Annotated in this window: 15 protein-coding genes; 11 read left to right on the top strand and 4 right to left on the bottom strand. The window is 73.2% G+C overall.

From position 1 onward, the window contains the following. Positions 1–195 precede the first annotated feature (195 nt). The 4 genes from speB (at position 196) to ABZW32_RS22205 (ending at position 4,387) form a co-directional block, all read left to right on the top strand. Positions 196–1,185, top strand: a complete 990-nt coding sequence (speB, locus tag ABZW32_RS22220) for an agmatinase (RefSeq protein WP_285540446.1) — start codon at positions 196–198, stop codon at positions 1,183–1,185. Between the two features lie 370 nt (positions 1,186–1,555). Beyond that, the gene (locus tag ABZW32_RS22215; RefSeq protein ID WP_356218305.1) at positions 1,556–2,380 is read left to right on the top strand and encodes an inositol monophosphatase; all 825 of its coding nucleotides are present in this window, start codon (positions 1,556–1,558) and stop codon (positions 2,378–2,380) included. Between the two features lie 79 nt (positions 2,381–2,459). After that, positions 2,460–3,878, top strand: coding sequence for an NAD(P)/FAD-dependent oxidoreductase (locus tag ABZW32_RS22210; protein ID WP_356218303.1), 1,419 nt, complete (start codon positions 2,460–2,462; stop codon positions 3,876–3,878). Next, complete coding sequence (locus ABZW32_RS22205) at positions 3,878–4,387, top strand: O-acetyl-ADP-ribose deacetylase (RefSeq protein ID WP_356218302.1); 510 nt, start codon at positions 3,878–3,880, stop codon at positions 4,385–4,387. The genes ABZW32_RS22210 and ABZW32_RS22205 overlap by 1 nt, the downstream gene beginning before the upstream one ends. A 44-nt stretch (positions 4,388–4,431) precedes the next feature. Here ABZW32_RS22205 and ABZW32_RS22200 read toward each other — a convergent pair whose 3' ends face one another. The 4 genes from ABZW32_RS22200 to ABZW32_RS22185 all read right to left on the bottom strand — a co-directional run bounded on the left by ABZW32_RS22200 (position 4,432) and on the right by ABZW32_RS22185 (position 7,303). Continuing rightward, entirely contained in the window at positions 4,432–5,505 is a 1,074-nt protein-coding gene (locus ABZW32_RS22200; protein ID WP_356218301.1) for a M14 family metallopeptidase, read from the bottom strand. Positions 5,506–5,515: 10 nt separating this feature from the next. Next, the gene (locus ABZW32_RS22195; RefSeq protein ID WP_356218300.1) at positions 5,516–5,833 is read right to left on the bottom strand and encodes a hypothetical protein; all 318 of its coding nucleotides are present in this window, start codon (positions 5,831–5,833) and stop codon (positions 5,516–5,518) included. 113 nt (positions 5,834–5,946) lie between these two features. Further along, positions 5,947–6,669: a TetR/AcrR family transcriptional regulator C-terminal domain-containing protein gene (locus ABZW32_RS22190; RefSeq protein ID WP_356218299.1), complete on the bottom strand. Its 723-nt coding sequence runs from the start codon at positions 6,667–6,669 to the stop codon at positions 5,947–5,949. A 151-nt stretch (positions 6,670–6,820) separates the two neighbouring features. Further along, positions 6,821–7,303: an Lrp/AsnC family transcriptional regulator gene (locus ABZW32_RS22185; RefSeq protein WP_356218312.1), complete on the bottom strand. Its 483-nt coding sequence runs from the start codon at positions 7,301–7,303 to the stop codon at positions 6,821–6,823. A 167-nt stretch (positions 7,304–7,470) separates the two neighbouring features. On the opposite strand from ABZW32_RS22185, the gene ABZW32_RS22180 reads away from it, so the two are divergent. The 7 genes from ABZW32_RS22180 (at position 7,471) to ABZW32_RS22150 (ending at position 15,423) form a co-directional block, all read left to right on the top strand. Further along, a complete protein-coding gene (locus ABZW32_RS22180) occupies positions 7,471–8,484 on the top strand; it encodes a DMT family transporter (RefSeq protein ID WP_356218297.1) in 1,014 nt (337 codons plus the stop codon). After that, positions 8,477–9,664 carry an aromatic amino acid transaminase gene (locus tag ABZW32_RS22175; RefSeq protein WP_356218295.1) on the top strand — a complete coding sequence of 396 codons (1,188 nt, stop codon included), beginning with the start codon at positions 8,477–8,479 and terminating at the stop codon, positions 9,662–9,664. Before ABZW32_RS22180 ends, ABZW32_RS22175 begins: the two co-directional genes overlap by 8 nt. Before the next feature lie 272 nt (positions 9,665–9,936). Continuing rightward, positions 9,937–10,422 (top strand): toxin, encoded by a 486-nt coding sequence (locus ABZW32_RS22170; RefSeq protein ID WP_356218293.1) that lies wholly within the window; start codon positions 9,937–9,939, stop codon positions 10,420–10,422. After that, entirely contained in the window at positions 10,419–11,639 is a 1,221-nt protein-coding gene (locus ABZW32_RS22165) for an MAB_1171c family putative transporter (RefSeq protein ID WP_356218291.1), read from the top strand. The genes ABZW32_RS22170 and ABZW32_RS22165 overlap by 4 nt, the downstream gene beginning before the upstream one ends. Then, on the top strand, positions 11,636–12,529 hold the full coding sequence (locus ABZW32_RS22160) for a DNA-binding protein (protein WP_356218289.1): 894 nt from the start codon (positions 11,636–11,638) through the stop codon (positions 12,527–12,529). Before ABZW32_RS22165 ends, ABZW32_RS22160 begins: the two co-directional genes overlap by 4 nt. 171 nt (positions 12,530–12,700) lie before the next feature. Continuing rightward, complete coding sequence (locus ABZW32_RS22155; RefSeq protein ID WP_356218288.1) at positions 12,701–13,177, top strand: DUF3574 domain-containing protein; 477 nt, start codon at positions 12,701–12,703, stop codon at positions 13,175–13,177. A gap of 188 nt (positions 13,178–13,365) precedes the next feature. Continuing rightward, positions 13,366–15,423, top strand: a complete 2,058-nt coding sequence (locus tag ABZW32_RS22150) for a SpoIIE family protein phosphatase (RefSeq protein ID WP_356218287.1) — start codon at positions 13,366–13,368, stop codon at positions 15,421–15,423. The last annotated feature ends 74 nt before the right edge of the window (positions 15,424–15,497 follow it).

Here is a 15,497-nt window from a genome sequence, read left to right as displayed (position 1 = left end):
CCCGCGAGGTGCTCGTGAGCGCCCTCGCGATGCTCCGCACCAAGCACGCCGACCTGCCGTCCCGCAAGCACGGCAACCCGCCGCAGTAACGAGCGCGGACCGGGCGCGCGCCCGGCGCCCCCGCTCCTCCCTCCCCCCGCCTGGGCCCGGTGACCGGGCCCGGGCCGCCGTACCCGGAAAGGCACAGACCGCACCATGACCGCCCAGCCCAACGGACCGACCCCGCCGCTGCCGCCGACCGAGACCGACCGGACGCTGCACTTCGCCGGTCAGGCCACGTTCGGCCGCATCCCCCGCATCGACCAGGTGGAGAAGGCGGACATCGCCGTGGTCGGCGTCCCGTACGACGGCGGTGTCACCTACCGCCCCGGAGCCCGGTTCGGCGGCAACGCCATCCGCGAGGCCTCCCGCACCCTGCGCCCCTACAACCCGGCGCAGGACGTCTACCCCTTCCACTACAGCCAGGTCGCCGACGCCGGTGACATCAGCGCCAACCCGTTCGACGCGAACGAGGCGGTGGAGACGATCGAGGCCGCCGCCGACGAGCTGCTGGCCGGCGGTTCCCGGCTGATGACGCTCGGCGGCGACCACACCATCGCGCTGCCGCTGCTGCGTTCGGTGGCCAAGAAGCACGGGCCGGTCGCCGTCCTGCACTTCGACGCCCACCTGGACACCTGGGACGAGTACTTCGGCCAGCAGTACACCCACGGGATGCCCTTCCGCCGTGCCGTGGAGGAGGGCGTCATCGACACCTCCGCCCTCTGCCACGTGGGCACGCGCGGCCCGATCTACGGCAAGAAGGACCTCGACGACGACGCCAAGCTCGGCTTCGGCATCGTGACCTCGGCGGACGTCATGCGGCGCGGGGTGGACGAGATCGCCCAGCAGCTGCGCGAGCGGGTCGGCGACCGGCCGCTGTACATCTCCATCGACATCGACGTCCTGGACCCCGCGCACGCCCCCGGCACCGGGACCCCGGAGGCCGGCGGTATGACCTCCCGCGAGCTGCTGGAGATCCTGCGCGGCCTCGCCGACTGCCACCTGGTCTCCGCCGACATCGTGGAGGTCGCGCCGGCGTACGACCACGCCGGGATTACCTCGGTCGCCGCGTCGCACGCCGCGTACGAGCTCATCACGATCATGTCGAAGCAGATAGCTCCGGTCCGCTGGGGAATGTCGAAGTAAAGGCGGGAAGAGCGGCCGGTGCACCATGCGCCGGCCGCTGCCTTGTTTTCTTTAATTTCGCCTTAAAAAAAGCGGGATATCCAAGGGTGCCGAAATTGTTGAAGCGCATACGGCATCGCACCCCGGAGGGCGTGGGAGTCCCAGGAATATCCCAATCCGTGGCGCTCCGCATCGTTGTGTTCATAGAGTTCACGGGCGGCGTGCGCGCGGTGCCGCGGCGGTGCGAGGCATCAAGTTAGGAAACTTTACTTACAGAGTCAAGCGGGTGCGTGCCGGACCGGGGGCCTGTTCACCCGTACGTCATCGCGCGTATGCCGGACGGACGGGGCCGGGGGTGGGGTTCGTCCCCCCGGCGTGCTTTGCTGGGGCCATGATCGATGATTTTTCGGCCCAGGACCTGTCCGCAGTCGAGGAGGCCGTCCGCGAGGCGGCGGCGGTGGAGATCATGCCGAGGTTCCGGCAGCTCGCCGCGCACGAGGTCGACCAGAAGAGCGGCCCGCACGACCTGGTGACCATCGCCGACCGGCTCGCCGAGGAACACCTGACGGCCTCGCTGACGAAGCTGCTGCCCGGCTCGGCCGTGGTCGGCGAGGAAGCCGTGCACGCCGACCCCCACGTGTACGGCGCCCTGCGCGGCGACGCGCCCGTCTGGATCGTCGATCCCGTCGACGGGACGCGCCAGTTCGTGAACGGCGACCCCGCCTTCTGCACCCTGGTCGCGCTGGCCCACCACGGGGAGATACTCGCCTCCTGGACCTTCGCCCCGGCGCTCGACGAGCTGGCCACCGCCGTCCGCGGGGAAGGCGCGTACGTCAACGGCGAGCGGATCCACGCCGGTTCGCCGCGACCCGGGGAGGCGCTGCGGGTGGCGACGGCCCACCCCCTCTACACCTCCGACGAGGACAAGCGGACCCTGGCCCGGCTCGACGTGCCCGGCGTCGCCGCCCGGCCCTGCGGCTCGGCCGGCCTGGAGTACCTCAAGGTGGCCCGGGGCGAGATGGACGGCCTGGCGTTCACCTGGCCCTCGGCCTGGGACCACGCGGCCGGGCTGCTGCTGGTCGCCGAGGCGGGCGGCGCCCAGTCCACCGTGGACGGCGTCCCCTTCCGGGTGGACCGGGACAACGCCCTGCCCTTCGCGGTGGGGCGCGACGAGGCCACCGCCGTACGGATCCGCGAGCTGCTGCGGGGCGCGTAGGCGCCGGGGCGCGCAGGGCCCGTATGGACGGGCGGAATATCCTGGGAGCGGAGGCCGCCGCCGGACGAAGGAGCTGTCAGTGCCGTCGATTCTCGACGCAGTCGTGGTGGGGGCGGGGCCCAACGGCCTGACGGCCGCGGTCGAACTGGCCCGCAGGGGCTGCTCCGTTGCCGTGTTCGAGGCGGCGGACGGCATCGGGGGCGGGGCCCGCACCGAGGAGCTCACCCTCCCGGGTTTCCGCCACGACCCCTGCTCGGCGGTGCACCCGCTGGGCGCCGGTTCCCCCGTCTTCGCGACGATGCCGCTGAAGCGCTACGGGCTGGAGTGGCTGCACGCCCCGCTGCCCATGGCGCACCCCTTCGACGACGGCACGGCCGCGGTGCTCTCCCGTTCCGTCGCCGAGACCGCGGCCTCCTTCGGGCCCCGCGACGCGGGCGCGTACCGCCGTCTCGTCCAGCCGTACCTCGGCAAGTGGGACACCCTCGCCCGGGACTTCATGTCCCTGCCCGCCACCGCCCTGCCCCGGGACCCGCTGACCCTGGCCCGCTTCGGCCTGACCGGGCTGCCGCCCTCCACCTGGCTGCTGCGCCGCTTCCGCGACGACCGCGCGCGGGCCCTGTTCGCCGGGCTCGTGGCGCACGTCATCGCCCCGCTGAGCGGGATCGGGACCGGCGCGGTCGGCCTGGTCTTCGCGCTGGCGGCGCACGCGGGCGGCTGGCCCATGGCGCGCGGCGGCTCGCAGTCGATCTCCGACGCGCTCGCCGGTTACCTGGCGGACCTCGGCGGCACCGTGCACACCGGCTTCGAGGTCAAGCGGCTCGACGACCTGCCGCCCGCCCGCGCGTACGTCTTCGACACCTCGCCGACCGCCCTCGCCCGGATCGCCCGCCTCGGCCGCGCGTACGACGGCTACCGGTACGGGGCCGCCGCGTTCAAGCTCGACTACGCGCTCGACGGCCCGGTGCCCTGGACCGCCGAGGCCCCGCGCCGGGCCGGCACCGTGCAGATCGGCCCCGGCAGCCGCGACATCGATGCCGCCCTCCAGCTGGCCACCGGCGGCCGGGCGCCCCGCAACCCCTTCCTCATCACCGCCCAGCCCAGCCTGGTCGACCCCGGCCGGGCCCCGAGCGGCAAGCACGTCTTCTGGGCCTACGGACACGTCCCCGCGGGCTGGGACGGCGACCTCACCGAGGCCGTCGAGCGGCAGCTGGAGCGCTTCGCGCCGGGCTTCCGCGACCTGGTGCTGGCCCGTGCCACGGCCGGACCGCCGCAGCTCGCCGCCCGCAACCCCAACTACGTCGGCGGGGACATCGCCTGCGGCGCCGCCTCAGGCCTCCAGCTCCTGCTCCGGCCGAAGCCCACCCTGTTCCCCTACGCCACGGCCCACCCGGCCGTGTTCCTCTGCTCCTCGGCGACCCCGCCGGGCCCGGGCGTCCACGGGATGTCCGGCCACAACGCCGCCAGAGCGGTCTGGCGGCACCTGCGAAAGGCCTCGTGATGGTGCGCATCACCCTCGTCCAGGGCGACATCACCGCCGAGGAGGCGGACGCGGTCGTCAACGCCGCGAACTCCTCGCTGCTCGGCGGCGGGGGAGTGGACGGCGCCATCCACCGGCGCGGCGGCCCGGAGATCCTCGCCGCCTGCGAGGACCTGCGGCGCTCCCACTACGGCAAGGGCCTGCCGACCGGCCGCGCGGTCGCCACCACGGCGGGCCGCCTCCCGGCGGAGCACGTCATCCACACCGTCGGCCCGGTCTGGTCGCGGGACGAGGACCGCTCGGAGCTGCTGGCCTCCTGCTACCGCGAGTCGCTGCGGGTGGCCGACGAGCTGGGCGCGCGTACGGTCGCGTTCCCCGCGATCTCCACCGGGATCTACGGCTGGCCGATGGACGACGGGGCCCGGATCGCGGTGGAGACCGTACGGGCGGCCAGGACCCGGGTCGAGGAGGTCCGCTTCGTGCTCTTCGACGCGACGGCCTACGCGGCCTTCGAGGCCGCCCTGGCCTGACCTGCGGCAGCGGCGCGGAGAATCCGCTCCGGCGGCCCGCCGCCCTACGGGAGGGCGGTCAGGCAGAACTGCACCAGCCCGGCGTCGACGTCGAGGACGATCTTCTTCATCTCGGACCACGGCGGGTGGAAGTCCATGCCCCACTCGATCGTGAAGGCGAGGATCTTGTTCCCGTTCGGGTGCACGATGTGGCGCGCGAAGGTGTAGTCGTCGCTGGTTCCGCACGTCGGGTAGAGGTCGAAGGAGGGCTCGGGCGTGTACTCGACGCCGCGTACGCCCTTGAGCGCCTTGCAGAACCGCTCGGCGAGCACGGCGGAGTCGTCGTGGTCGGTCTTCGGGATGAACTCCGCGTAGAGCTGGTCGTCCTTCAGTCCGCGCTTGCCGTCGAAGGCGGGGTTCTGGAAGTTCCTGTTCGGGTCGTCGGACTGGCTGTTGTCGTCGCCCCACACGTAGAGCATCTTCTGCGTGTAGCTGTGTACGTCGACGAACCAGCGGGTGCGCACGAACTGGTCCAGGAGCCAGCGGACGTTGCGGGTCTCGGGCTCCGAGAAGGGCGAGGGCCCCTGGTACGTCTGGTTGGGGTCGGCCGGGTCGTCGGAGACGCGGACCGGGGCGAGCGGATGGAAGGCGGTCCGGAAGTCGAAGAGGAAGTCGAAGTTGCGGTTGAGGTCGACGCCGACCGCGTCCGGGTTGCCGCCGGACTGGGCCGGGTTGCGGTTGCGCCGCCAGCCGTCGACGACGGTCTGGCTGTAGTGCCGGCCGTCCGGGTTGACCAGCGGAAAGACCACGAGGTCGAGTCCTTCCAGGATGCTGCGCACCTGGTCGGCGGTGAAGTGGGTGCCGCCGTACGCCAGGCCGGTGCCGCCGGCGTGGGCGTGCAGCAGGTCGGCTGCGAGGTTGACGAGGATCTCGCAGCTGCCCCATTCACGGGCGTGTGCGCCACCGATCAGTACGGCGGTGGGCTTCGGCACCAGGGTGTGGATGCCGATCCGCAGGGCGTGGCAGGTCCGGCCCTCGACGCTGGGCTCGGGCAGTTCGACGAGGTCGGAGGTGTTCGGGAAGGCCGCGGCCAGGCTGGTCACGCCGGACTCGACCTCGGTGATGTTCAGGTACGTCATGGCGTCGCTCCTAGGCGTCGTTCACCTTGAGGGCCAGTCCTTGCGGGACCGCATCCTCGGGGGCGAACCTGTCCCCCCGGCCGACCTCGGCCTGGCGGGCGCGTCCGGTGGCGGTGGCGTCCTCGACGATGGCGGCCGTGACGCCGTCGCGTTCGAACGCGTCGGCCTGGTCGGCGGGTACGTAGGCGTCGATGGTGCAGCTGCCGTCCTCGTGCCGGCGGACGCGGCCGCCGACGTCGGGACGGGTCTCGCGCAGCAGCGCGCGGAGGGTGTCGGCGTCCCGGGCGGTGACCCGGACGCGCAGGATCGGGTATTCGTGGTGGGACATGACGGCCTCCCTGGGGCGCCGTCGGCCGATGTCGCCGGCGTCGGATGATGCCTGCTGATGTCGGCTCAGGGGGTGGATCGCGTACACATATGGGCGATGTGTACGTCGTATCCTCAGCGTGCGCCCCCGCCGTAGAACGCGTCAAGGGGCGCCTCGGGCATGCCGCTGAGCAGGCTGTCGAGGCCTTCGATCAGTTCGCGCTCGTCGTCGTACTCGGCGAGTTGCGGGACGAGCGCGCGCAGTCGCGGGTACTCGGCGGCGGGCAGCCGGTGCAGGCCGAGGCGCAGCATGACGTCCGGCTCGTCGGGGTTGTCGACCACCTGGCGCTTGTCCACGAGGAGGCAGCCGAGGATCCAGGCCGCGAACGTGCGGTAGATCGTCAGTGCGGTGGTGTCGTCGAAGCCGGCCCGGCCGAGGACGGCGAGGACGTGCTCGGTGAGCTGGAGCGCCGGTGCCGGCCGGCGGGCCACCGGCACGCTGAGCGGGCGGGTGGCCACCACGGGCAGGATCTCGGGGTGGGCGTGCACCGCGGCGGCGAAGGCGCGGGCGATCCGGCGCAGTTCCGCGCGCCAGGAGGGCACGGCGGCTTCGGCCGAGGTGCGCAGCCGGTCGTTGACCTCGGTGAAGAAGGCCTCGACCAGGCCGTCGAGGAGCGCCTCCTTGCCGGCCGTGTACCGGTAGATGGCCATGGGCTCCACGCCCAGGTCGGTGGCCAGGCGCCGCATGGTCAGCGCCGCGAGGCCCTCACGGTCCACCAGTGCCACGGCCGCGGCGAGCACGAGGGGGCGGCTGAGCCGCCGCCGCTTGTCCGGTGTACCCGGGTCCGGTCCGGCCATGTCCGCACTCCCGTCGCCCCGCCCGGCAACGCCCTGGGGCGTGCCGGGGCCGATCCGTGGATCGAGGGATACACAGTACATTTACTCAAATATTGTACTTAAATGCTCCCGTTGAGACCGAAGGCGGCGCCGTGGACCAGGCCGTGCCCGGTCAGAGGCGGCGCGCCGAGCTGCCCGGGGTCGGGCGGGGGTAGGTGCGGGACTGCTTCACGCTGCCGTACGCGAAGCTCGACTCGATCGCGGCGATCCCCGGGATGGCGTGGATCCGGTGGCGCACCAGGGATTCGTACGCCTCCAGGTCCTCGATGACCACCCGCAGCAGGTAGTCGCTGCTGCCCGCCATCAGGTAGCAGTCCTGGATGTGCTCGATGACGGCGACGTGCTCCTCGAAGAGCCGGACCGCCTCCGCCGTGTGCCGCTCCAGGCGGATGCGGACGAAGACGGTGATCGGCAGCCCGAAGGCGACCTGGTCGACCATCGCCGTGTAGCCGCGGATCAGGCCCGCTTCCTCCAGCCGGCGGACGCGGCGCAGACAGGGAGAGGGGGAGAGCCGCACCCGGTCGGCGAGGTCCTGGTTGGAGAGCCGGCCGTCGGCCTGCAACTCCCGGATGATCTGAAGATCGACCGCGTCCATGGCCACGTTCCGGCGCTCCTCGGCTGTTTTTCGCCACTCCTTGGCAGATTCTGCCCCAAACGTATGTCCGAGCGGCAGAACTGGCAATCGGCTGCCCCGCCCCAGGCCCTAGCGTTGCCGGCGAGCGGACCGGACCGGTCCGTAGAGCAGAGGCTGGAGTCACTTCCTTGGTCGCGACGAACACCACCCGAGCGGTCGAGCCTCCCCACACGGTGAGCGAGCCGGCCGGACACCCCGGCCTGCTCGGGCTCTCCCCCCAGGCCCGCGGCATGGCGGCGCTGCTGGTCACGGTGGCCATCTGGGCCGCCTTCGCCCTCAGCGCCCGGGCCCTGAGCGCGTCCACGCTGCTCCCCGCCGACGCCGCACTGCTGCGCTTCGGGGTCCCGCTGCTCGTCCTGGCGCCCGCCCTGTGGCGTCGGCGCCGGCGGATCGCCGCCGTACGGCCGGGTGCGGCCGCCAAGATCATCTGCGGTGCCGGGGTGCCCTTCTTCCTGGCCGCCATGCACGGCGGCGCCCTCACCTCGGCGGCCTTCGTCGGCTCGATCGTCCCCGGGATGGTCCCGCTCTTCGTCGCCGCCCTGATGGCCGCCCGGGGCCGCGGCCTGCCCCGGGGGACCCAGATCGCCGGGCTCGCGCTGATCGCGCTCGGTGTGGCCGCCCTGGTCTGGCGCTACGTGGTCCCGGTGGACGCCGACGTCCTGGAGGGCGCCGGCACCCTGCTGGTGGCCAGTGGTCTGTGGGCCCTGTACACGGTGGGCCTGCGCGACGTGGACCTCGACCCCGTCGGCTCGATCGGCCTCCTGTGCCTGCCCTCCTTCGTGGTGATCGGCCTGCTGGTGCTGACGGGGGTGCTCCCGACCGGCCTCGCCCACGCGGCGGGCGGCGACATCGCGTTGTTCCTCGTGGTGCAGGGGCTCGGCGTCGGACTGTGCGCCGGCCTCCTCTACGCCTTCGCCATCCGCCGGCTCGGGGCGGAGCGCAGCTCCGTCGTCGGCAGCCTCAGCCCCGTGGCCGTCGTCCTCCTCGCCATCCCGCTGCTCGGCGAATCCCCGACCACCGCCGTGCTGATCGGCGTCCCCCTGATCACCGTCGGCGTCGTGCTCGCCAACCGCCGCTCCGCCGGTGCCCGTTCCGCCACCGCCCGCCCCCACCCCCGCCCCGAGGTCCCCGCAGATGCTTGAGCTCCTCCCGCCGCCGCCCACCGACCCGCTGTGGGACCTGACGTACGAGTTCGGTTCCGACGAGCGCGCCGAGCGCCTCAACCTGGTACTCGGCGTCTACCGCGACCCCTCCGGCCGCACCCCCGTCATGGCCGCCGTGCGGGAGGCCGAGATCCGCCTCGCGGAGCGCTCGGAGTCCAAGGAGTACCGGGGGCTGTCCGGCAACGCCGCCTTCAACCGGGCCCTGCTCGCCATGGTGCTGGGGCCGGGCGCGGAAGCCGACCGGGCCGCGGCCGTCCAGACCGTCGCCGGCTCCGGCGCGCTGCGGCTGCTGGCCGATCTGATCTGCCGGACCCGCCCGGGGACCACGGTGTGGATCAGCGACCCGGCGTACGTGAACCACCGGCCGATCCTGGAGGCCGCCGGGCTCCGGGTGCGCACGTACGGCTGGTGCGACGACGAGGGCGGCTTCGACTCCGAGGGCGTCCTCGCGGAGCTGGGGCGGGCGGAACGCGACGACGTCGTCCTGCTCCAGGGGTGCTGCCACAACCCCACCGGAGCCGACCCCTCGGGAGAGGACTGGGCGGCGCTGGCCGAACTGGCGGTGCGGGGCGGCTGGGTCCCGTTCGTCGACCTCGCCTACCACGGCCTCGGTGACGGCCTGGAGGCCGACCTGTGGGCCACGCGCCACCTGGCCGCGCGGGTCCCGGAGATGCTCATCGCCGTCAGCTGCTCGAAGAATTTCGGCCTCTACAGCGACCGCACCGGCTGCGCCATCGTCCTCGGCGCGTCGGGCCGTTCGGTGCGGCACGCCGAGACGGCCCTGCAGAACGCCGCCCGCACCCTGTACTCGATGCCGCCCGAGCACGGGGCCGCCGTCGTGACGACCGTCCTGGAGGACGACGGCCTGCGGGCGCTGTGGCGGGCCGAACTGGACGTCATGCGGGACAGGATCGAGGCCAACCGGTCGGAACTGACCGCCCGCCTGAGCGCCCAGGGCCACGAGGCCCAGGCCCGCTCGCTCGCGCGCCAGCGCGGCATGTTCTCGATGCTCCCGCTCACGTCGCAGGAGATGCTCCGGCTGCGCAGGGAGCACGCGATCTACGGAACCACCGCCGGCCGGATCAACATCGCGGGCATTCCGGCCGACCGGATCCCTTGTCTCGCGCGCGGCATAGCGGCGGTCCTCGGGACGCGTTGACGTTCCCCCGCGCCGCCCCACGGCTCCGTTCCGGCCGAGGTCCGACCGGACCGCGGCCGGAACGCCGGGGGAGTGGCCGGATAGAACGTACGTCGAACAGGCGGGAGTTGGGGGTGTGGCATCATGGCCGCGTTGTCCGACCGCTGGGTTCGCCGGAGGACTGAGGGATGAAGTTACCTGGCACCGGATTACCGGCGTCGGAGGACAGGCGGCTCAGGCGTCGCCTCAAGAAGGTCCGTCATACGTGTGAGGCCCTGCTCGCGGAGTGGGGCATGGAACACGGCTGTGGAATCGACGAACTCCTGCGCGACCTCAGCGAGCGCCGCCAACGTCCCATCCATCTGCTGGCGACGCCCTTCCCCGAACGGCACTTGTTCGGAATCTGGCTGAAAATGGATGACTTCGACGTCATCGTGTTCGAGCAGGCGGCGACGCCCTCACACAAAGAACACATCATCGCGCACGAACTCGCCCACATCGCCTTCGACCACAGCGGCTCGGTGCGACTCGACCGGAACGACGCGGGCGATCCGAGCCTGCTCCTGCCCGACGTCGAGCCCGAAGCCGTGCGGAGCATGCTGATGCGCTCCCGCTACAGCGACGACGAGGAGCAGGAGGCCGAGACGATGGCCTCGCTGATCCTGGCCCGCGCCGCCAAGCGCTGGACGGAACCGGCCTGGGGCGTCCCCGACGAGGCCGCCGAGATCGTGGCCCGCATCGAGAGCGGACTCGGCCGACCCGACCAGGGGCCCGCGTGATCTACACGATCCTCGCGTGGGTCTGCGCCTTCGTGGGCCTCGCGGCCTTCGGCTACCGCCTCCCCGACCTGCTGCGCCGCCGGCGCGACGTCGCCCTGTGGGCCCTGTGCACCTACTTCCTCTGCTCCGGGATCAGCTTCCTCGTCGACCTGGACCAGCTGCGGCTGCACATCTCCGGCTTCTTCGGGCTGCCGAACATCACCTCCCTGATCACCCAGGCGGCGGTGGTCGTCCTCACCGCGGCCCAGCAGGTGGTCCTCGTCTACTGGTCCGCGCCCCCCGCCGAGGCCCCGCGGATGGCGCGCCGCCGCGTCCTCGTCTTCGGCGCGGCCCTGGCCGTGCTGGTGGTCTCCTCCTTCGTCGTCGGTCCCGTGGCCCACTCCGACACGGCCACCTCCACGATCCTGCTCAGCATCCAGCACGGCGGTTACGCCCTCTACATGTCGTTCTACCTGCTGGTCTGCGCCGTCGGGCAGTTCGAGACGGTGCGGCTGTCGCTGCGCTTCACCGGGATGGTCAACCGCCAGTGGCTCAAGGTCGGCATGCGCACGGTCACCGTCGGCGCCAGCCTGATCCTGGTCTACTGCGTCACCCGGGGCATCCAGATCGCGGGCACCCGCCTGGGCTTCGACGCGGCCGCCCTCGACCCCGTCCAGTGGACCAGCGGCAGCGTCGGCGCACTGCTGCAGATCGCCGGCTGGACCATCCCCTCCTGGGGCATCCACATCACGCGCGCCCGCGGCTGGATCCGCAGCTACCGCTCGTACCTGCGGTTGCGGCCCCTGTGGTGGGCGCTGTACCAGGCGTCGCCCGACATCGCCCTCGACCCGCCGAGGTCCTGGCTGGGCGACCTGGTCCCGCCCCGCGATCCCCAGTACAGCCTCTACCGGCGCGTGATCGAGATACGGGACGGACAGCTGATCCTGCGCACCGCGCTCTCGATGGCGGAGTTCACCCGCGTCGCGCGCTCCCTGGACCTCCCCGAGGACCCCACCTCCCCGCTGGGCGAGGCCCTCCAGGTGCGCGCCGTCCTGAGCCGTCCCGCCGAGGAGCGCGCCGAGCGGGCGGAGCGGGCCGACGCCGAGTCCGACATCCCGGCGCGGCCGCCCTACGAGGACTTCCGCGACGAGGTGGAATGGCTGACCAGGGTCGCGGACTCCTTCAACGCCCTCGGCCAGAGCCGTCCCGGCCCGGTCGGCGCCGGCCTGCTGTCATGACGCCGCCCGCCGCGTCCGCGGCCGTGGCCCTGGCCGCCGTCCGGCGCCTCGTGGCCCTCGACACCGAGCGGGGGGCGACCGCCGCCGTACCCGCCGTACGGGAGACCGTGCGGCGGATCCCGGAGCTGTCGGCCGACCCCGGCGCGCTGCGCCACCGGGACGCCGACGGGCTCGCGGCCCTCGCCGAACTGGCCGAGGTCATCGGCTGGATCCTCTTCGACGCCGGCCGCTACCGTCCGGCCCACCGGATGAACGCGCGGGCGCTCGCCCTCGCCCGGCTGTGCGGCGACCGCTGGACGGCGCGGCTGGTCCTGCTCAACCACAGCATGCTCACCACCCACACGGGCCACCCGCGTGCCGCACTGCTGAGCGCGGACCGGGTGCGCGGGACCCGCCCGCTGCCCGCCCGCGTCGCCGCCCTCGTACTCGTCCGCCGCGCGCACGCGACCGCCCTGCTCGGCGCGCGCTCCGAGGCGCTGGCGCTGATCGCCCGCGCCCGGAGCAGCTTCCTGGACGGCGTCTCGCACCGCGACCCGCACTGGGCCTGGTGGATCGACGAGGCCGAGCTGCTGGGCCACCACGGCTGGGTCCAGGCCAGGCTGCGCCGCTGGGACCGGGCCATCCCCCTGCTGCACCAGGCGGCCACCGCCCCCGGACCCGCCTACCGGCACCTGTTCACGGCGGAGCTGCTCTCCGCCCTGGCGGGGGCCGGGGCGTGGCGGGAGGCCGAGGACCTGATCGCGGAGGTGGCCCCGCGCGCCGCGGGCATCGGGTCGGTCCGCACGACCGAGACCCTCGGCCGGACGGCGGCGGGCCTGCGGGGGCGCGCGGACGCGCCGGGCGGCGTACGGGACGCGGCGGACTTCCTGCTGGAGTCGCTGCCCGCCTGAGCGCCCGCCCGGACCGGGGGAGGCCCCGCCCGGACCCGGCCCGGCCGCGATCCGGCCTGATCCGGTCCGCCACGCCACGCCCCGAACCGAACCGAAGCGAACCGCCAGGACCCGAACCGGACCACCAAGACCCGACCCGACACGACCCGACACGACAGACAGGACGACGACATGCGATCCATCCGGATCTCGACGCCCGCGGCCGCCTTCCTGGCGGCTGCGGCCCTCCTCTTCGCACTGGGCGGCCCCGCTTCGGAGGCCGCCTTCGGTACGCACGAGGCCTCCGCGGCGAGCGAGCAGACCGTCGCCGAGGAGGGCAGCCCGTACATCTCGACGCACCTCTACTTCGGCACCGGGCGGCACAACGGCAACCCGCCGATCACCGAGGAGGAGTTCATGAAGTTCGTGGCCGACGTGATCACCCCGCGCTTCCCCTCCGGGCTCACCCTCCAAGAGGCCCGGGGACAGTGGCGTGACAAGGAGGGCGACATCAACCGCGAGAGATCGTACGAGCTGACCGTGATGTACCCGGTGCGCGAGGCCCACGCCCGCAACGCCGACATCGAGTACATCCGGCGCCTGTACTGCAAGACCTGGGAGCTGGAGTCGGTCGGCCGCGCCGACATGCGCGCGCAGGTCGACTTCTGACCGGCCGACCGGCCCGCTGACCGGGGCGCGGGATCCTTCCCGCGCCCCCGCCCGCTTCCGCCACCGCCGGGGCCCGCGGTGGATCACCTTCGCCAGGTCCCGGCCCCAGCCGGACACAGCGCCCCGGGCCGAGCCCTCGGATAGGGTGAATCGGTAGGAATCGGACCCCCCGGGGTAAGGTCGGTGCATTGGACACGTACCAGTCGACGGGCGAGGTGCCCGATCCGCCGGCGGCGGCCGTCGGGTACGCGGGCGTACTGCGCGAGCTGCTGCCGATCGCCCTGTGGCGGGAGGACGCGGACGGCCGCGTCGTGGAGTGGTCGCTGGCCGCCCAGGACCTGCTCGGCCACCGCCCCGAGGACATCCTCGGCCGCCCCGGCGACAGCGTCCTCGTACCGGAGGCCAACCGCGAACTCGCCCGGGACCTGACCCGCCGGGTCCAGGCCGGGGAGACCGTCGTCGGCACCCTGCCCGTGCGCCACCGCGACGGCCACCGGGTGGCGATGGAGATGTGGATCGTGCCCGCCGCCGACCCGCAGGGCCGTACGGGTGCGATGCTCATCGCCGTCGAGACCTCCGAGGTCCTGCACATGCGGGACTCCCTCGCCGCCCTCCAGAGCCTGTTCACCCAGTCGCCGATCGGCCTCGCCACCCTCGGCACCGACCTGCGCTTCCTGCGCGTCAACGACGCCCTCGCCCGGATGAACGGCGCCTCCGCCGCCGAACACCTCGGCAAGCGCCTCACCGAGGTCGTGCCCGGCGTCAACGCCGTCGCCCTGGAGGCCACCATGCGCCGGGTGCTGGACTCCGGCACCGCCGTCGTCGACGTCCGCCGCACCGGCCGCACCCCCGCCGACCCCGACCACGACCACACCTGGTCCTGCTCCTACGCCCCGCTGCTCGACGGCTCCGGCCGCCCCCTCGGCGTGATCGCCTCCCTCATCGACATCACCGAGGGCCAGCGGGCCCAGCTGGAGGCCGAACGGGCCCGCGCCCGCTTCGCCCGCCTCGCCGAGGCCGGCACCCGCATCGGCACCACCCTGGACCTGCGCCAGACCGCCCAGGAGATCGTCGACCTGCTGGTGCCGGAGCTCGCGGACTCGGCCGACGTACAGCTCCTCGAATCGGTACTGGAACCCGACGAGGCCGGCGCCTCCACCCAGGGGCTCCTGCGCAGACTCGCGGCGGTCTTCCCCGACCCCTTCGCGCCGACCGCCCGGCTCAAGCCCGGCCAGACCTTCCGGATCCCGGCCGGCACGGCCTACGAACGGGTCATCGAGGACGGCATCCCGATGAACCTCTACAGCGCCGACGTCCCCGCCCTGATCACCGACCCCAGGGCCGACGAGCTGCGCGCCTACCTCGCCTCCCTCGGCTGCGCCCGCATGGTGCCCCTCGTCGCCCGCGGCAAGGTCCTCGGCGCCGTCGCCGTGACCCGGCTGCGCGGACGCGAGCCCTTCGACGAACAGGACTGCGTCCTCGTCGACGAACTCGTCGCCCGCGCCGCCCTCAACATCGACAACGCCCGCATGTACACCACCCAGCGGCGGGCCGCCCTCACCCTCCAGCGCAGCCTCACCAACAGCGCCCTCCCCGAGGTCCCCGGCCTGGAACTCACCGGCCGCTACCTGCCCGCCAGCGACCACGACGTGGGCGGCGACTGGTTCGACGCCATCCAGCTGCCCGGCGGCCGCACCGGCCTGGTCATCGGCGACGTGATGGGCCACGGCATCCACGCGGCCGCCGTCATGGGCCAGCTGCGCACCGCCGTGCGCACCCTCGCGCGCCACGACGTGCCGCCGGACCGGATGCTCCGCTCCCTGGACGCCGTCGTCGCGGACCTCGGCGAGGACGAGATGGCCACCTGCGTGTACGCCGTCCACGACCCGGCGGCCGGCGGCTGCGTCATGGCCCGTGCCGGCCACCCGCCGCCCGCCGTGGCGGCTGCCGACGGCACCGTCTCCTTCCTCCTGGGCCCGCCCGGGACCCCGCTGGGCACCGGCGGCCGGGACTTCCTCGTCCAGGAGGTCCCGTTGCCCCCGGGGACCCTGCTCGCCCTCTACACCGACGGGTTGATCGAAGCCAGGGACCGGGACCTCGACGAGGGCATGGAACGCCTCGCACGGGCCCTGCGGCGGGCCGCACGCCCCCTGGAGGCACTGTGCGAGGACATCCTGGCCGGGCTGCTGCCCGCGGCGCCCCAGGACGACGTCGCGGTGCTCCTGGCCCGCCCCCGCCCGCTCTGACGCCGCCGGGAACCCGGTCACCACCCGGAACCGGGCCGCCCGGGGACCCGCACCCCGGCCCCGTCAGCCGTGCC

It is taken from the genome of Streptomyces sp. NPDC004667, assembly GCF_040609475.1.
Taxonomy (GTDB): Bacteria; Actinomycetota; Actinomycetes; order Streptomycetales; family Streptomycetaceae; genus Streptomyces.
Note: the sequence above shows the minus strand (reverse complement) of the source record. Positions and strands in the feature narration are given on the sequence as shown.

Excerpts from the sequence above, each read along its gene's own strand:
- ABZW32_RS22200 (WP_356218301.1), bottom strand. The coding sequence starts at position 5,505 with ATGACGTACCTGAACATCACCGAGGTCGAGTCCGGCGTGACCAGCCTG.
- ABZW32_RS22190 (WP_356218299.1), bottom strand. The coding sequence starts at position 6,669 with ATGGCCGGACCGGACCCGGGTACACCGGACAAGCGGCGGCGGCTCAGC.
- ABZW32_RS22195 (WP_356218300.1), bottom strand. The coding sequence starts at position 5,833 with ATGTCCCACCACGAATACCCGATCCTGCGCGTCCGGGTCACCGCCCGG.
- ABZW32_RS22185 (WP_356218312.1), bottom strand. The coding sequence starts at position 7,303 with ATGGACGCGGTCGATCTTCAGATCATCCGGGAGTTGCAGGCCGACGGC.
- ABZW32_RS22170 (WP_356218293.1), top strand. The coding sequence starts at position 9,937 with ATGGAACACGGCTGTGGAATCGACGAACTCCTGCGCGACCTCAGCGAG.
- ABZW32_RS22160 (WP_356218289.1), top strand. The coding sequence starts at position 11,636 with ATGACGCCGCCCGCCGCGTCCGCGGCCGTGGCCCTGGCCGCCGTCCGG.
- ABZW32_RS22175 (WP_356218295.1), top strand. The coding sequence starts at position 8,477 with ATGCTTGAGCTCCTCCCGCCGCCGCCCACCGACCCGCTGTGGGACCTG.
- ABZW32_RS22205 (WP_356218302.1), top strand. The coding sequence starts at position 3,878 with ATGGTGCGCATCACCCTCGTCCAGGGCGACATCACCGCCGAGGAGGCG.
- speB (WP_285540446.1), top strand. The coding sequence starts at position 196 with ATGACCGCCCAGCCCAACGGACCGACCCCGCCGCTGCCGCCGACCGAG.
- ABZW32_RS22155 (WP_356218288.1), top strand. The coding sequence starts at position 12,701 with ATGCGATCCATCCGGATCTCGACGCCCGCGGCCGCCTTCCTGGCGGCT.
- ABZW32_RS22215 (WP_356218305.1), top strand. The coding sequence starts at position 1,556 with ATGATCGATGATTTTTCGGCCCAGGACCTGTCCGCAGTCGAGGAGGCC.